General features: G+C 72.1%; 13 protein-coding genes and 1 pseudogene. 7 read left to right on the top strand and 7 right to left on the bottom strand.

The annotated features are described in order from the left end of the window. Positions 1-202: 202 nt before the first annotated feature. Both OOT08_RS12895 and OOT08_RS12890 read left to right on the top strand, forming a co-directional pair. On the top strand, positions 203-1,153 hold the full coding sequence (locus OOT08_RS12895; protein ID WP_325093150.1) for an arginase family protein: 951 nt from the start codon (positions 203-205) through the stop codon (positions 1,151-1,153). After that, positions 1,150-2,577, top strand: coding sequence for an amino acid permease (locus tag OOT08_RS12890; RefSeq protein ID WP_325093148.1), 1,428 nt, complete (start codon positions 1,150-1,152; stop codon positions 2,575-2,577). Before OOT08_RS12895 ends, OOT08_RS12890 begins: the two co-directional genes overlap by 4 nt. Positions 2,578-2,705: 128 nt before the next feature. On the opposite strand, the gene OOT08_RS12885 is transcribed toward OOT08_RS12890, so the two are convergent. Together OOT08_RS12885 and OOT08_RS12880 are read right to left on the bottom strand one after the other, a co-directional pair. Further along, positions 2,706-2,948, bottom strand: coding sequence for a zf-HC2 domain-containing protein (locus OOT08_RS12885; protein WP_325093146.1), 243 nt, complete (start codon positions 2,946-2,948; stop codon positions 2,706-2,708). After that, entirely contained in the window at positions 2,945-3,529 is a 585-nt protein-coding gene (locus OOT08_RS12880; protein WP_325093145.1) for a sigma-70 family RNA polymerase sigma factor, read from the bottom strand. Before OOT08_RS12880 ends, OOT08_RS12885 begins: the two co-directional genes overlap by 4 nt. A gap of 160 nt (positions 3,530-3,689) precedes the next feature. Here OOT08_RS12880 and aroA point away from each other — a divergent pair, with 160 nt between their 5' ends. From aroA to OOT08_RS12865, 3 genes are all read left to right on the top strand, one after another. After that, entirely contained in the window at positions 3,690-5,093 is a 1,404-nt protein-coding gene (gene aroA, locus OOT08_RS12875; protein WP_325093143.1) for a 3-phosphoshikimate 1-carboxyvinyltransferase, read from the top strand. Then, positions 5,090-6,145, top strand: coding sequence for a ribosome small subunit-dependent GTPase A (rsgA, locus tag OOT08_RS12870; RefSeq protein ID WP_325093142.1), 1,056 nt, complete (start codon positions 5,090-5,092; stop codon positions 6,143-6,145). Before aroA ends, rsgA begins: the two co-directional genes overlap by 4 nt. 89 nt (positions 6,146-6,234) lie before the next feature. Continuing rightward, positions 6,235-6,714, top strand: a complete 480-nt coding sequence (locus tag OOT08_RS12865; RefSeq protein ID WP_325093141.1) for a peroxiredoxin — start codon at positions 6,235-6,237, stop codon at positions 6,712-6,714. A 19-nt stretch (positions 6,715-6,733) separates the two neighbouring features. On the opposite strand, the gene OOT08_RS12860 is transcribed toward OOT08_RS12865, so the two are convergent. From OOT08_RS12860 to OOT08_RS12840, 5 genes are all read right to left on the bottom strand, one after another. Beyond that, positions 6,734-8,371: an ATP-binding cassette domain-containing protein gene (locus OOT08_RS12860; protein WP_336638333.1), complete on the bottom strand. Its 1,638-nt coding sequence runs from the start codon at positions 8,369-8,371 to the stop codon at positions 6,734-6,736. Between the two features lie 446 nt (positions 8,372-8,817). Further along, positions 8,818-9,129 (bottom strand): hypothetical protein, encoded by a 312-nt coding sequence (locus OOT08_RS12855; protein WP_325093139.1) that lies wholly within the window; start codon positions 9,127-9,129, stop codon positions 8,818-8,820. Between the two features lie 15 nt (positions 9,130-9,144). Then, positions 9,145-10,641, bottom strand: a complete 1,497-nt coding sequence (locus tag OOT08_RS12850; protein ID WP_325093138.1) for a M50 family metallopeptidase — start codon at positions 10,639-10,641, stop codon at positions 9,145-9,147. Positions 10,642-10,720: 79 nt separating this feature from the next. Next, positions 10,721-11,446: a response regulator gene (locus OOT08_RS12845; RefSeq protein ID WP_325093136.1), complete on the bottom strand. Its 726-nt coding sequence runs from the start codon at positions 11,444-11,446 to the stop codon at positions 10,721-10,723. Continuing rightward, on the bottom strand, positions 11,443-13,071 hold the full coding sequence (locus OOT08_RS12840) for a sensor histidine kinase (protein WP_325093135.1): 1,629 nt from the start codon (positions 13,069-13,071) through the stop codon (positions 11,443-11,445). Before OOT08_RS12840 ends, OOT08_RS12845 begins: the two co-directional genes overlap by 4 nt. A gap of 187 nt (positions 13,072-13,258) precedes the next feature. Here OOT08_RS12840 and OOT08_RS12835 point away from each other — a divergent pair, with 187 nt between their 5' ends. Then, positions 13,259-14,296 carry a Bug family tripartite tricarboxylate transporter substrate binding protein gene (locus OOT08_RS12835; RefSeq protein ID WP_325093134.1) on the top strand — a complete coding sequence of 346 codons (1,038 nt, stop codon included), beginning with the start codon at positions 13,259-13,261 and terminating at the stop codon, positions 14,294-14,296. After that, positions 14,296-14,556, top strand: a pseudogene (locus OOT08_RS12830) (tripartite tricarboxylate transporter TctB family protein); the annotation flags it as partial. The gene OOT08_RS12835 and the pseudogene OOT08_RS12830, both read left to right, overlap by 1 nt.

The following is a 14,556-nucleotide window of genomic DNA, read 5'->3' as shown; positions in this document are numbered from 1 at the left end:
ATCGCCGAGGACAACGGGGGTCTGAGTACTCATGCTTCGATTTGACTCTATTTCGGGTTCAGACACCATCGGAGACGGCAGGGTGTTGTCTGGGATTCCAGACATGGAGTCCGGCGCGCCGCCTTCCCGCGTCTGGGCGTCCAGACAGCAACCCGCGCCCCCCTCGTTCTGTTCGGCCCCCCGCGCTTGGTACCGTCGGAGCATGACCTCTTCTCCCCTCCCACACGACCCGCTCTGGCCTCGCGCCGGAGACTGGCCGGTCGATGACGGCAGCGAGGCCGTCGATCTGATGCTGGTCGGCGTCCCCACGAGCCGCACGTCCCTGTCCGCAACCCAGGCGCACACGACGCCGGCGGCGATCCGCGCGGCCCTCCGCCGCTATTCCGAGCACAGCGTCTCGCTCGACGGCGTCGCCGACACCGTGCTCGGGGAGGCGCTGCGCCTGCGCGACGCGGGCGATGTGCCCGACCCCGACACCCCGGACGGCGAGGTCGCCGCGACGGCGACGATTGCGGCGCTGCACGCGCGCAGCGCCCTCGTGGTCGCCCTTGGCGGCGATAACGCGGCGACCATACCCGCGGCGCTCGGCGGCTTCGGGCCGGACCTGGCCACCGCCGGGCTCATCACCTTCGACGCGCACCACGACCTCCGCGACGGGGTCAGCAACGGCTCCCCCGTGCGCCGCCTCGTCGAGGCGGGGCTGGACCCGCGGCGGATCGTGCAGGTCGGCATCGCGGACTTCGCGAACTCCGCCCCGTACCGCCAGCGCGCCCGGGACCTCGGCATCACCGTGATCCACCGGGACGCGTTCTTCGACCGCCCCCTCGCGGACATCGTGGGCGACGCCCTTGAGATCGCGGGCGCGGGCGGGGGCCCCGTCCACGTGGACATCGACGTGGACGTGTGCGACCGGGCCGTCGTGCCCGCGTGCCCGGCCTCCGTCCCCGGCGGCCTGAGCGCCGCAGAGCTGCGCCGCTCGGTGCGGCTGCTCGCGGGGGACGCCCGCGTGCGCTCCCTCGACCTGACCGAGATCGACGCGGCCGCCGACACCCCGGACGGGCGCACCGTGCGGCTGGCGGCGTTGCTCGTCCTGGAGGCCGCCACCGGTCTCGCCCACCGCCTCGGCGGCGACGCGCTCGGCCGGACCCGATGAGCGGCGCGCTGCGCCGCGGGCTCACCGCGCGACACATCCGCTTCATGGCGCTCGGCTCCGCGATCGGCACCGGGCTCTTTTACGGCTCCGCGGGGGCCATCCAGACCGCCGGCCCGAGCGTCCTCCTCGCGTATATGATCGGCGGCGCGGCCGTGTTCATGGTGATGCGTGCCCTGGGCGAGATGGCCGTGCGCCACCCCGTGTCGGGCTCCTTCGGCCAGTACGCCTCGCGCTACCTCGGTCCGTTCGCCGGGTTCCTGACCGGCTGGACCTACACCTTCGAGATGTTCGTGGTCGCCCTCGCCGATGTCACGGCCTTCGGCGTCTACATGGGCTTCTGGTTCCCGGATGTGGATCGCTGGATCTGGATTCTCGCCCTCGTCTTGTTCATCGCCGCGATCAACCTGATCAGCGTCAAGGTCTTCGGCGAGCTCGAATTCTGGCTCTCGCTCATCAAGATCACCGCGATCATCGCGATGATCGCGGGCGGGATCGCGATCATCATCTTCGGCCTCGGCAACCAGAGCGAGGGCGCGGCCGGGCTGAACAACCTCTTCGAGCACGGTGGCCTGTTCCCGAACGGCCTCGTCGGTTTCCTCGCCTGCTTCACCATCGTGATGTTCGCCTTTGGCGGGATCGAGGTCATCGGCATCACCGCGGGCGAGGCGCAGAACCCGAAGCGGGTCATCCCGAAGGCCATCAACTCGGTGCCCGTGCGCATCCTGCTGTTCTACGTCCTCACGCTCGGCGTCATCATGTCCATCCAGCCGTGGAACACGATCGACGGCCAGGCGAGCCCGTTCGTCTCGATCTTTGACAGCCTGGGGCTGACCGGGGCCGCGCACATTCTCAACGCGGTCGTCATCACGGCGGCGGTGTCCGCGATCAACGCCGACATCTTCGGCGCCTGCCGGATGATGCACGGCCTCGCCGAGCAGGGCCAGGCCCCGAAGGCCTTCACCCGGATCTCCCGGAACGGCGTGCCGTACCTCACGGTGCTGACGATGGTGGGGGCGCTCCTGATCGGCGTGCTCCTGAACGTCTGGTTCCAGGACCAGATCTTCTTCCTGATCGCCGCGCTCGCCACCTTCGCGACGGTCGTGGTCTGGCTCATGATCCTCTGCTCACACATCGCGATGAAGCGCGAAATCGCCCGCGAGAACCGGTTGCCGAGCGAGTTCCCCGTGCCCCTGTGGCCCGGGGCCTCGTATCTGACCGTCGCCTTCATCATCTTTGTTGTGGTGATGATCGGCGCGGTCGAGGCCACCCGTCCGGCGCTCGTGGTCGGGCTGATCTGGCTCGCCCTGCTCGCGCTGGCCTACCGATTCCTGGTGCGCGGGAGCGGGCGGAAACGCTTCGAGCTCGTCGACGAGACGGCCGCGATCCCCGTGATCGCCTCGCCCCGGTCGGACGCCGAGCGCTAGGGCCGCGGATCCTGGGGCGCGCCGGCAATCAGGCCCGGCCGCGCTCCTCGATCGGGCGGGCGCGAGACGGTCGCCAGGCGGCGAGCAGTTCCTCGCGGGAGCCCCCGGGGCGGTCCCGGTTCCCGAGCCTAGGCCGGGGTGTGCTTCTCGCGGAGGTTTTCGAGGATCACCTCGCGCAGGCTCGGCGGGGCGGGCTCGCGGCAGGCGCGCTGCACGGCCTCCCTGAGCCGCTCGGCGACCCGCTGCTCGTCGGAGCAGTCGGGGCAGATCTCCAGGTGCGCCCGGATCTCGCCGATTTGCACATCATCGAGCTCGTTCCGGATGAACTCTTCGAGCGCGTCGCGCGCGCTGTCGCAACCGCAGTCGCTCATCGTTTTTCCTCCTTCACGCCGACGCCCTGCTCAGCCGCGTAGTCCGCGAGCAGGCCGCGCAACAGCTTCCGACCGCGGTGTAGTCGGCTCATCACCGTCCCGGTCGGGGTGTTCATAATGTCGGCGATCTCCTGGTAGGAGAAGCCTTCCACGTCCGCCAGGTACACGGCGAGACGGAAATCTTCGGGGATCGAGTTCAGCGCATCCGTCACCACCGAGGCGGGCATCTGATCGATCGCCTCGGCCTCGGCGGAGCGCGAGGACATCGCGGTCGTCGACTCCGCGCCGCCCATCTGCCAGTCCTCCAGCTCCTCGACGACCCCGAGGTAGGGCTCGCGTTGGCGCTTGCGGTAGGTGTTGATGTAGCTGTTGGTCATGATCCGGTACAGCCAGGCCTTCAGGTTCGTGCCCTCGGTGAAGGACGAAAATGCGGAGTACGCCTTCAAGAAGGTCTCCTGGATGAGGTCCTGGGCATCGGCCGGGTTCCGCGTCATTTTCATGGCGGCCCCGTAGAGCTGGTCCAGGTACGGCAAGGCGTCACGCTCAAAGCGCGCGTCGATCGAGTCCTCAGTGTGAGCCATACTCAGCAATCCTAGGCCTGCGGTCAGCACGGGATCCGCGAACGCGCTGATCGTAGCCGGCATGGGATCGGGTTCCTTACTCTTCGGGGCATCGGTTGCGGGAGGTGTCGCGGGGGTTTCTCGGGCCGGATGGGGGGAACTCCGGTATGGTTAGGAACCAATGTTCACCGCGAAATATTCCCGTAAAGACGATGAGGATCCGGCTGGCAACGCAGCCGGGGATCCCGAGCGCCCCGCAGCCTGGCCCGCCCCCGTCGCGGCCGGCCCCCTGAACGCGACCCTGCAACTGCCGGGCTCGAAGTCGCTCACCAATCGCGAACTCGTCCTCGCCGCCCTCGCGGACGGCCCCGGCCTGCTGCGTCGCCCCCTGCACTCCCGGGACAGCCAGCTCATGGTGGAGGCCCTCCGCGCTCTCGGCGTGGGCATCGAGGAGGTGCCGGGTGACGGCGCCTTCGGCCCGGACTGGCTCGTCACCCCCGCCGAGGAACTGCTCGGGTCCACGAGCATCGCCTGCGGCCTCGCGGGCACCGTCATGCGCTTCGTGCCCTCCGTGGCCGCGCTCGCCCTCGGCCCCACCGCCTTCGACGGCGACGAGTCCGCCCGCCGTCGCCCCATGCGCGCGATCCTCGACGCCCTGCGAGAGCTGGGGGCCGACATCGCCGACGAGGGCCGCGGCAAGCTGCCGTTCACGGTGCACGGCACGGGCACGATGCGCGGCGGTCGCGTCGAGCTCGACGCCTCGCTCTCCAGCCAGTTCGTGTCCGGCCTGCTGCTGTCCGCGCCCCGCTTCGCGGAGGGCGTGCACGTCGTGCACACCGGGGAGCGCCTGCCGAGCGTGCCGCACATCGAGATGACCCTCGACACCCTGCGCCGCCGCGGCGTGGCCTGTTCTTCCCCCGCCCCCGGCGAGTGGGTCGTGGAGCCCGGCCCGATCCGGGCCGAGACCCGCGACATCGAGCCCGATCTCTCGAACGCTGCCCCCTTCCTCGCCGCGGCGGTCGTCGCGGGCGGCCGCGTCACGATCACCGGCTGGCCGAGCGACACGACGCAGGTGGGCGACCACCTGCGCGAGATCCTCCCCGCCTTCGGCGGCGCGGTCAGCCTCGACGGCGACGCGCTCACGGTCACCGGCACGGGCGTGGTCCGGGGCACTCGCCTCGACCTCGGCGCGGCCGGGGAGCTGTCCCCCACCGCGATCGGCCTCGCGGCGCTCGCGGAGGGCCCCGCCGAGATCAGCGGCATCGGCCACATCCGGCACCACGAGACCGACCGGATCGCCGCGCTCGCGACCGAGCTCGACCGGATCGGCTCCGCCGTCACCGAGCTGCCCGAGGGGATCCGGACCGAGCCCGCCGAGCTGCGCGGCGCGCGCTGGCTGAGCTACGAGGATCACCGGATGGCCACGACGGGCGCCCTGATCGGGCTGCGCGTGCCCGGCGTCACGGTGGACGACGTGGAGACCACGGCGAAGACCCTGCCGCAGTTCACGGAGCTCTGGGCCACGATGGTCGCCACGGCCTCGCCCGAGCCGGCCCCGAGCGCTGAGGCGACCCCCGACGCATGAGCTGGTGGAGCGACGAGGCGGAGCCCGACGAGCCCTACGGCGACTATGACGAATCGCAGATCCGGTCCCGCCCGAACCCGAAGGCGAACCGGCCGCGCACGAAGCGCCGCCCGGACCACGCGGACTCGGTGACCGGGATGATCACGGGCGTGGATCGGGGCCGCTACAGCGTGCTCGTGGCCGCGGGCGTGCCCGAATCGGCCGACCCCGAACGGCAGGTCACCGCCGCCCGGGCCCGGGAGCTCACCAAGACCTCGATCGTGACGGGTGACCGCGTGCAACTCGTCGGCGACACCTCGGGAGACGCAGGGAGCCTCGCCCGCATCGTCTCGATCGACGATCGGACGACCCTGCTCCGGCGCAGCGCCGACGACAGCGATCGCGTGGAGCGGGTCATCGTCGCGAACGCGGATCAGATGCTCATCGTCGTGGCCGCGGCGAACCCCGAGCCGCGGGTGCGCCTCGTGGACCGCTACCTCGTGGCCGCCTACGACGCGGGCCTGCAGCCCCTGCTGTGCGTCACCAAGACCGACCTCGCGGACCCCAGCGAGTTCCTGGCCCACTTCGCGGCCCTCGACGTCCCCACCTTCCTGAGCGCGCAGGGCGCGGAGCCCGTCGAGGCCATCGGCCGGGCCCTCGTCGGCCACGAGACCGTGTTCGTCGGGCACTCCGGCGTGGGCAAGTCCACCCTGATCAACGCGCTCGTGCCCGAAGCGGATCGGGCGACGGGGCACGTGAACGTGGTCACGGGGCGGGGACGGCACACGTCCTCCTCGACCGTGAGCCTGCGCCTGGACACCCCGAAGGGCAACGGCTGGGTCATCGATACCCCGGGCGTGCGCTCCTTTGGCCTCGGGCATGTCACCCCCGAGGGCATCCTGAAGGGCTTCCGCGAACTGGAGGAGGTCATGCGCGGCTGCCCGCGCGGCTGCACCCACCTGAGCGATGCCCCGAACTGTGCCCTGGACGAGGCGATCCGCTCCGGTGCCCTCGACGTGACCGGCGCCGGCCGGGTCGAGTCCCTGCGCCGCCTCCTGGAGGACCGCGACTAGCCGGGTGCGGATCCTCCAGGTCCGCCGGTCCGCGAGTCGGCGGGTCGGCGGTTCGGGCGCGGTCAGCGGTGCCCGGCTAGGCTGGGAGCATGACCGATCGCACCCTCCTCACCGCCGGTGACCCGGCCCCCGACTTCACCCTGACCGACCAGAACGGCACGACGCACACGCTCAGCGAGCTGCGCGGCACCGGCGTGGTGCTGTTCTTCTACCCCGCGGCAATGACCCCGGGATGCACGACCGAGGCCTGCGATTTCCGCGACTCCGTCGCGGGCTTCGCCGAGGCCGGGTACCGCGTCTTCGGGATCTCGAAGGACACCGTCGAGAAGCAGCTGCGGTTCGCCGAGCGCGACAGCCTGGACTACCCCCTGCTGAGCGACCCCGAGCTGGGCACCCACATCGCCTACGGCGCATACGGCGACAAGATGAACTACGGGAAGGTCGTGCAGGGCGTCATCCGCTCCACCTTCGTGATCGGCGCCGACGGCGCGATCGAGCACGCGCTCTACAACATCAAGGCGACCGGCCACGTGGCCCGGGTCAAGAAGCTCCTCGGCATCGGCGCGTAGCGTTCGCTCGCGGGGCCGCTCACCCGTGCGGGGCGGCCCCGGTGAGGCGCAGGGCAGGCCAGTGGGCCACGTCGCGGAGGAGCTGGCGGTCGTGCGTGCTCAGCACCACGGCGGCTTCGGTCGCGGCGAGGGCTTCGGCGAGCTCGTCCACCAGGGCAACCGAGAGGTGGTTCGTCGGCTCATCGAGGAGGAGCACCTGCGGCCGCGCGGCCAACACCATCGCCAGCCCGAGGCGGCGTTGCTGCCCGGTCGACAGCTCGCCCACGCGCTTCCCGGTTTCCCGGGCGCTGAGCAGGCCGAGCGCGGCGAGGCCAACCGCGTCGGCCTCGGGCAAGACCCCCGCCGCGACGAGCGCGTCACGGTGCGCGGCGAAGAGCGCGCTGGCCCGTGCCTCGGGCGGGAGCGCCGTCTCCTGACGGAGCATCCCCAGCCGGATCCCCGGGGTGAGCCGTACCCGGCCCTGGTCCGGAGTGAGCTCCCCCGCGAGCAGGGCGAGCAGCGTGGATTTACCCGCCCCGTTCGGCCCCGTCACCGTGAGGCGGCTCCCCCGTACCAGGTCGATTTCGGCGACCGGCGCCAGCCGGCCCGCAACGCTCACCCCCTCGGCCCGGAGCAGGCTCAGCCCGCCCCGGACGCTCACCTCGGGAAATCGGAAGCGGAGCGGAGGCTCGGGCACCGTCACCGCGTGCGCGTCGAGCTGATCCTGCCGACGGTGCACGCTCTGCACGAGCCCGCCCGCGCGGGTTGCCCGCCCGTGCTTGTTCGTGCCCTTCTCCGGCCGCCATCCGGACACGAGGCGGTTCTGCGCGGCGCTCAGGCTGTCCTGCAGGCGGGCCTGCTCGGCCCGCTGCCGCTCGAACTCCTGCTCCCAGCGTTCCCGTTCCGCGGCCCGCCCCGCCCGATACCCGGCGTAGCCGCCCCCGAAGGCGCGCGGGCGTCCGTCCGGCGAGGGGTCCAGGTCGAAAAACGTCTCCGCGACGTCGCTCAGCAACGCCCGGTCATGGCTCACGACGACGACCCCGCCCGGCCGCGCCCGGAGCCGCGCCGTCAGAAAGTCAAGCCCGCCCCGATCGAGGTGGTTCGTGGGCTCGTCGAGCAGCAGCATGTCGTCCTCGGCCCCGAGCAGGCAGGCCAGGCGCACCCGGGAGCGCTGCCCAACGGAGAGCTCGCGGAGGAGCCGTTCCGGCGCGGTTTCCGCGTCGAGGGCTTCGAGGGCGATCCGCACGCGCCGCTCGGCGTCCCAGGCGTCGAGGGCTTCCGCGTCGGCCAGCGCGGCGGCGTAGCGCTCGTCCGCGCCCGGCGAGGCACTCGCGAGCCCGGCCGCGGCGGCGTCGAGGGCGTGCAACGCCGCGAGCGCCGGGGCGATCGCCTCGGCCACCGCGTGCCCGACCGAGCGCTCGCCGCGCACGGAGACCTCCTGCTCCGCGAGGCCGAGGGTGCCGATGCGCCGCACCGTGCCGGAGTCGGGGGTCAGCCTGCCCGCGAGCACGTGCAGCAGGGTGCTCTTGCCGCGGCCGTTCTCGCCGACGACGGCAATGCGCGAGCCGGGGACGACGGTCAGGTCCACCTCGGTGAGGACGGCACGCCCGCCGCGGTGCACGCTCACCCCCGCGGCGGTCAGTTGCGCGCGCTGTCGCGCCGGGAGGCGCTGAGCCAGAGGGAGGAGCGGTTCCGCTGACGAGCGGGGGTGCCCAACGGCGGGGGCGGGTCCGTGGTCGACACGGGGATCGGCAGCGGGATCAACACGGGGATCAACACGGGGATCGGCACGCCGAGCGGTGCGCGGCGTTTCTGCTGGGGTGCGATGGGAACGCATGGATCTCTTTCTTCACGGCGCACCGAGGCTCGAAAACCAGGCGGCGCCGCCCGGGAAAATCCCGGCCGGCAGCGCTGCATCCCGCGGGGATCGGGGTACTGGGATCACCCGCGCGTCGAGCTCACGGCGCAGAAAACGGCGGCCCCGAGGGGCCAGGAACACGTGGCCGACGCCGCTCGGACTGGTCCGCGAGCGCGTTCGGCCGGTTCAGCCGTTAGATGAAGAAGGGAAAGAATCTCACGGACCCAGGGTACGGGGCGTCCCGGGTGAGCGCAAGCGAGCGCTGCTCACCCGCCGTGGCGTTCGGAGCGGAGCACAACCGGCCAGCGGGAGCCGAGCCGATGCGTGATGCGCCACGTGGGGACCTCGGCCAGGGCCGCGACGGCGGGGAGCGCCGCCTCGGCGACGGCGTGCGCGGCGCGCGGATCGTCCGCGAGGAAGCGAACCGTGAGCTCGGCCGCTCCCCGGCGGATGCCCACCTCGGCGTGCTCGACGAGCGCGTGCGCGGCCACCGCCTCGCGGGCCGCGGGGAGGAGCGTCTCGGGGCGCACGCCCGCTCGCAGCGCCCCGATGTTCAGGATCAGCCGGTACGAGGGCATGTCTTCGCGCCCCGGCTACCCGAAGAACTGAACGGGCTTGACGAGGTCCGCGTAGACGAGGAGCAGCGTCATCGCACCCATGAGCACCACAACGACGAGGGTGACGGGAACCATCTTCGCGCTGTCCACGGGTCCGGGGTCCGGCTTGCCGCGGATCTTCGCGATCCGGCGCTTGATCGACTCGTAGATCGCGCCCGCGATGTGCCCGCCATCGAGCGGCATGAGCGGGAGCAGGTTGAACACGAACAGGGCAACGTTCAGGGAGGCGAGCAGCCCGAACATGGTTTGTGCCTTGTCGGCGACCGGGATCGTGTCCGTGGAGACGAGCTCGCCAGCCACCCGGCCGACGCCGACCACGCTGATCGGGCCGTTCGCATCGCGCGCCTCGGAGCCGAAGGCTGCCTGCCAAATGTCCACCATGCGCTGGGGCAGGTGCAGAATCATGTTGCCCACGGCCGCGACGTTCTCGCCGACCTGGGCGGGCACCGCGGTGATGGGCTGGCGCACCATCTCCTGCGCCGGGGTGAGCCCCACCATGCCGACCTCGGCGGTGAGCGGGGTGCCGCTGGCGTCCGTGAGCACGGTGCCCTGCGCGTCCGTCTGATAGCGCTCGGTGAGTCGCGGGGTGAGGCTGACCGGCGTCTCGACCCCGTCGCGCTCCACAACGACGGCGAGCGGTTCGCCGGGGGCGTCCGCGACCGCGAGGCGGAAGTCATCCCACTCGGTCACGGGTGCGCCGTTGAGCGAGATCAGGCGGTCACCGGGCAGGATCCCCGCCGCGGCGCCGGGGGCGAGTTCGTCGCTCGGCGCGCACTCGCTGCGATCGCTGGACGCGGGCAACACGCACTCGCTCACGCTCCCGATCGTGGTGCTGAGCTGGGGCGTCCCGAAGCCCACGAGCACGATGGCGTAGAAGACGAAGGCGAGGAGCAGGTTCATGAGCGGGCCGCCGAGCATCACGATGATGCGCTTCCAGGCGGGCAGCCGGTAGAAGGCGCGGTCCTCGTCACCCGCGGTGATCGTCTCCGCGCTCGCGGCGCGGGCGTCCTCGATGAGCCCGGCCATGCCGCCGGACTGGGGGGCGTCCGACTCGGGCGTCAGGTCGGTGCTCTGATCGATGCTCAGATCGGTGCTCAGGTCGGTACCAGGGTGCGCGTCGCCCGCCTGGTCCGGCGCGGCTCCGGGGCGCTTCGCGGCGGGGCGGGTGCCCTCCTCGACCACCGAGTTCAGGAAGCCGGTGGAGGAGGCCCGAGCGGCCTCGCCGGGCTTCGTGGGCGGGTACATCCCGATCATGGCGACGTAGCCGCCGAGCGGCAGCAGCTTCACGCCGTACTCGGTCTCGCCCTTCTTACGCGACCAGAGGGTCTTGCCGAAGCCCACCATGTACTGGGTGACCTTGACCCGAAACAGCTTGGCGGGCAGGAGGTGGCCGATCTCGTGCAGCCCGATCGAGACGGCAAGGCCAACGACAATGATGCCAATGCCGAGCAGGTACAGCAGGATATCTTCCACGCAGTGATGCTACCGATATTCGCTGGATGCCCGCTGGTGCCCGACCGATCACTCGCAGACCCGCCGAGCCGGGGAACGATCAGCTGCCCCGGTAGCGATGCTCCGGCCGCCCCGCCTGTCCGTAGCGCGGCGTCAGCTCCGCGTCGCCGATCGCGACGAGGAACTCCAGGTAGCGCCGCACGCTCACCCGGCTCATCCCGACGATCAGCGCGAGCTCCGCCGCGGAGGCATCGGGCGCGGCCCCCTGGCCTGGCGCTCCGAGCTCGCGCAGGGCGGCACGCACGCGATCGAGCGACACCGCGCTCAGCCCCTTCGGCAGCGGGCTCACCGCGGTGGGCGACACCGTCCGGATGCCGCCGGTGAGCATCGCGTCCACCTCGCTCTGCGCGAGCCCCGTCGTCGGGGCCTGGCGTTGCTCCGCCCGGTGCGCGGCGACCTCGTCGAGGCGGCTGCGCAATTCCCGGGCGGAGAAGGGCTTCACGAGGTAGTGCCGCACCCCGTTCAGGCGGGCGAAACGCACGCTCTCCAGGTCGCGGGCCGCCGTGACCGCGATCACCTCGACGGTCCCGAGCCCCGAGGAGCGCACGCGGCGCAGCACCTCGCGCCCGTCAATGTCGGGTAGCCCAAAGTCGAGCAGGATCAGCTCCGGACGGTGCCGAGCGACCGCGTCGAGGGCATCCTGTCCGCTGTGCGCCGTCGCCAGCACCCGGAACCCGTCGTGCGCGGCCACGAAGCGAGCGTGTACCTCGGCGATGGCCCGGTCGTCGTCCACGATGACCGTGCCGATGGGACCCGCGCCGCTCATCGTCCCGCCTCGGTGTTCGCCCCGGGCCCCGTGCCCGGACTCGGACGCGCCGCCGGATCGACGCAGGCCACGTCGACCCGGGCCCCGCCGAGGGCGCTGACGCCGATCGTTGCGTCCCCGCCGAGTCGGCGGGCCACCCGGCGCACGAGCGTGAGGCCGAGGCCCCGGACCCCGCCAGCGCCCTTGCTGCTCACCCCGCGCAGAAACACCCGCTCGCGTTCCTCCGGGTTGACCCCGGGCCCGCTGTCCTCGGCCACGATCCGCACCCGCCCCGCGCCCCGGCTGAGCCCCAGTCGGACCGCACCGCCGGGGCCCGCGGCCTCGATCGCGTTGTCGAGCAGGTTCCCCACCACGGTGAGGGCGTCGTCCCGGAGCGGGTCCTCCCCGCGGGGCGCGAGCCAGCGCTGCTCGGGGTCGAGGTCGAGGCGCACCCCGAGTTCCAGGGCCCGGGCTCGCTTGGCCAGCAGCAGCGCCGTGAGCTCCCCGCCGAGCGCCTCGGCCTCGCCGAGAGTGACGAGGAGCCCGTCGGTGCTCACCCGCCCGACGTAGTCGAGCGCGGCCTCCGCCTCGCCCAGCTCCAGGAGTCCCCCAATCACGTGCAGGCGGTTCGCGAACTCGTGCGCCTGCGCACGCATCCCCTCGGCCAGCGAGTTCGCGCCCTCCAGCTCCGCGAGCGTCTCGTGGAGCGCGGTGTGGTCCCGGAGCGTGAGCGCGGTGCCGATCGGGCCGCTCGGCCCGGAAACGGCGTCGCTGCGGGCGATGAGTCGGCGTTCCCCGGCCAACACGAGGTGCTCGTCGCCGTCACCGGCCACGGCAAGCCGGGCCAGCTCGGGCTCCAGGACGTCGGCGGCCAGCCGCCCCTCCGCGCCCGAGGGGTCCGCCAGGCCGAGCAGGGTCCCCGCGGCATCGTTGGCGAGCAGCACCCGACCCCGGTCATCGAAGGCGATCAGCCCCTCCTGCGTGCCGTGCAGGATCGCCTCCCGGCCCTCCAGCAGCCCAGCGATCTGCTCGGGTTCCAGCCCGTGAATACGGCGCCGGATGAGCCGAGTCACCCAGGCCGCCCCGAGCCCGCCCGCGATTGCCGCGACGACGAGGGCGACCACGAGCCAGCCGATCTCCTCCCGCAAATCCGCGCTGAGGTCGGACTCCAGGATGCCGACCGAGACCTGTCCGATCACCTCGTCCGGGTCCTCGGGCGAGAAGATCGGCACCTTCGCCCGCCAGGAATCCCCGAGCGTCCCCGTCTCGGTGCCCACGAAGACGCGGCCCGAGAGCGCGACCCCCGGGTCCGTCGAGACCCGCTCGCCGATGCGACCGGGGGTCGGGTGCGAAAAGCGGATCCCGTCGCGGTCGGTCACCACGACATACGTGACCTTCGAAGCCTCGCGGATCACCTCGGCGATGGGCTGGATCGCGGCGGAGGGGTCCGGATCGTCGAAGGCGTCGGTGATCGCAGGCAGGTTCGCGACCGAGCGTGCGACGCCGAGCATCCGGTCCAGGTAGGCATCCCGGAGCTGGCGCTCCTGCAGCGTGCCCGCGACGATGCCCGTGGCCACGACCGTCACGAGGATGATCGCCACCTGGCAGAGCAGGAGCTGCGCGCGCAACGACATCGTTTTGGCCATGCCCTCATTCTGCCGGAGCCGGGGCCCCGCGCACCCCGCGGGGCCGATCTCGCTCGCGACCAATATGACCGAAACGTCCACTATGAACGAAACCCCGGTGTGGCCGCCCACCTCACCTAGCCTCGGAGTCCTGCGGGCCTTCCGGCCCGCGTCTTCGGCCGATTGGCCCGCTCAATGAGGAGTCTCCATGCGAATCCCGTCCCGTTTCCGCGCGCCCGCAGGCGGTGCCCGCCTCGCCACCGGCGTCCTGGCCGCCGCGGCCGTGCTCTCGCTCGCGGCCTGTTCCGCTGGCCCGACGGCCGAGGCCCCGGCCGGCTCCGCCGAGCCCCTCGCCCAGGTCCAGGTCATCGCCCCCGCCGACCCGGGCGGCGGATGGGACCAGACCGCCCGCGCCATCGTGCAGGTCGGGGTGGCCGAGGGCCTCGTCAAGAAGGCCCCGGTGACGAACATCTCCGGCGCTGGCGGCACCGTCGGCCTGGCGTCCCTGGCCACCGAGAACGACCCGGCGACGCTCATGGTGACCGGCCTCGTGATGGTCGGAGCCGTCGAGACGAACGCGACCGATGTCCGGCTCGAAGACACGACTCCGATCGCCCGGCTCACCGAGGAGGCGCTCGTGGTCGTCGTCCCGAAGGATTCCCCGTACACCACCCTGCAGGAGCTCGTCGACGCGATCGTGCAGGACGGCCCGAAGATCGCCGTCACGGGTGGCTCCGCGGGCGGGGCCGACCACATCCTCGCGGCCCAGCTCCTCACGGAGTCCGGCGTGCCCGCTGAGAAGATCCCCGGCACCCTGAACTACATCGCGAACTCCGGCGGCGGCGAGGCCGTGACCATGCTGCTCGGTGGCACCGTCCAGGCCGGGATCTCCGGGGTCGGCGAGTTTGCCGAGCAGGTCGAGGCCGGGGGCCTGCGCGCCCTCGCCGTGTCCTCCGCGGAGCCCGTGGCCGCCCTCCCCGAGGTCCCGACCATTCAGGACGAGGGCATCGACCTGACGCTGACCAACTGGCGGGGCCTCATCGCGCCCGGTGGCCTCGACGAGGCCGAGACCGCCACGCTCGTCGACTTCGCCGAGCAGTTGCAGGCCTCGGCGGGCTGGCAGGCCGAGCTGAAGACCCGCGGCTGGGACGATGCGTATCTCTCCGGGGCGGACTTCGAAGAGTTCCTGACCGAGAACATTGCGGAGGTCACCGAGACGCTCGGCGCGATCGGGCTGACCGAGTAATGTCCGCCCCGTACTCCGCGGCCCCGGCGTCCGAGGACGCCGGGGCCGCCCGCTCCGGCGGCGCCCCGGCGCGGCGATTGCCCGTCGGCGAGTTCGTGTTCGCGGGCGGGGCGCTCCTGATCGGCGTCTGTGTCCTGCTGGGCGCGGCCGCGATTCGGGTCCCCGCCGGGTCGAGCAACGTGCTCGGCCCCCGCGTGTTCCCCTACGCGGTTGGCGCGCTGCTCGTCGCGGCGGCGGTCGCCGTCCTCGTGCAGGTGCTC

This window comes from Leucobacter sp. M11, from assembly GCF_035726885.1.
Lineage (GTDB): Bacteria > Actinomycetota > Actinomycetes > Actinomycetales > Microbacteriaceae > JAPFRB01.
This window is presented reverse-complemented; position numbering and strand designations above follow the sequence as displayed.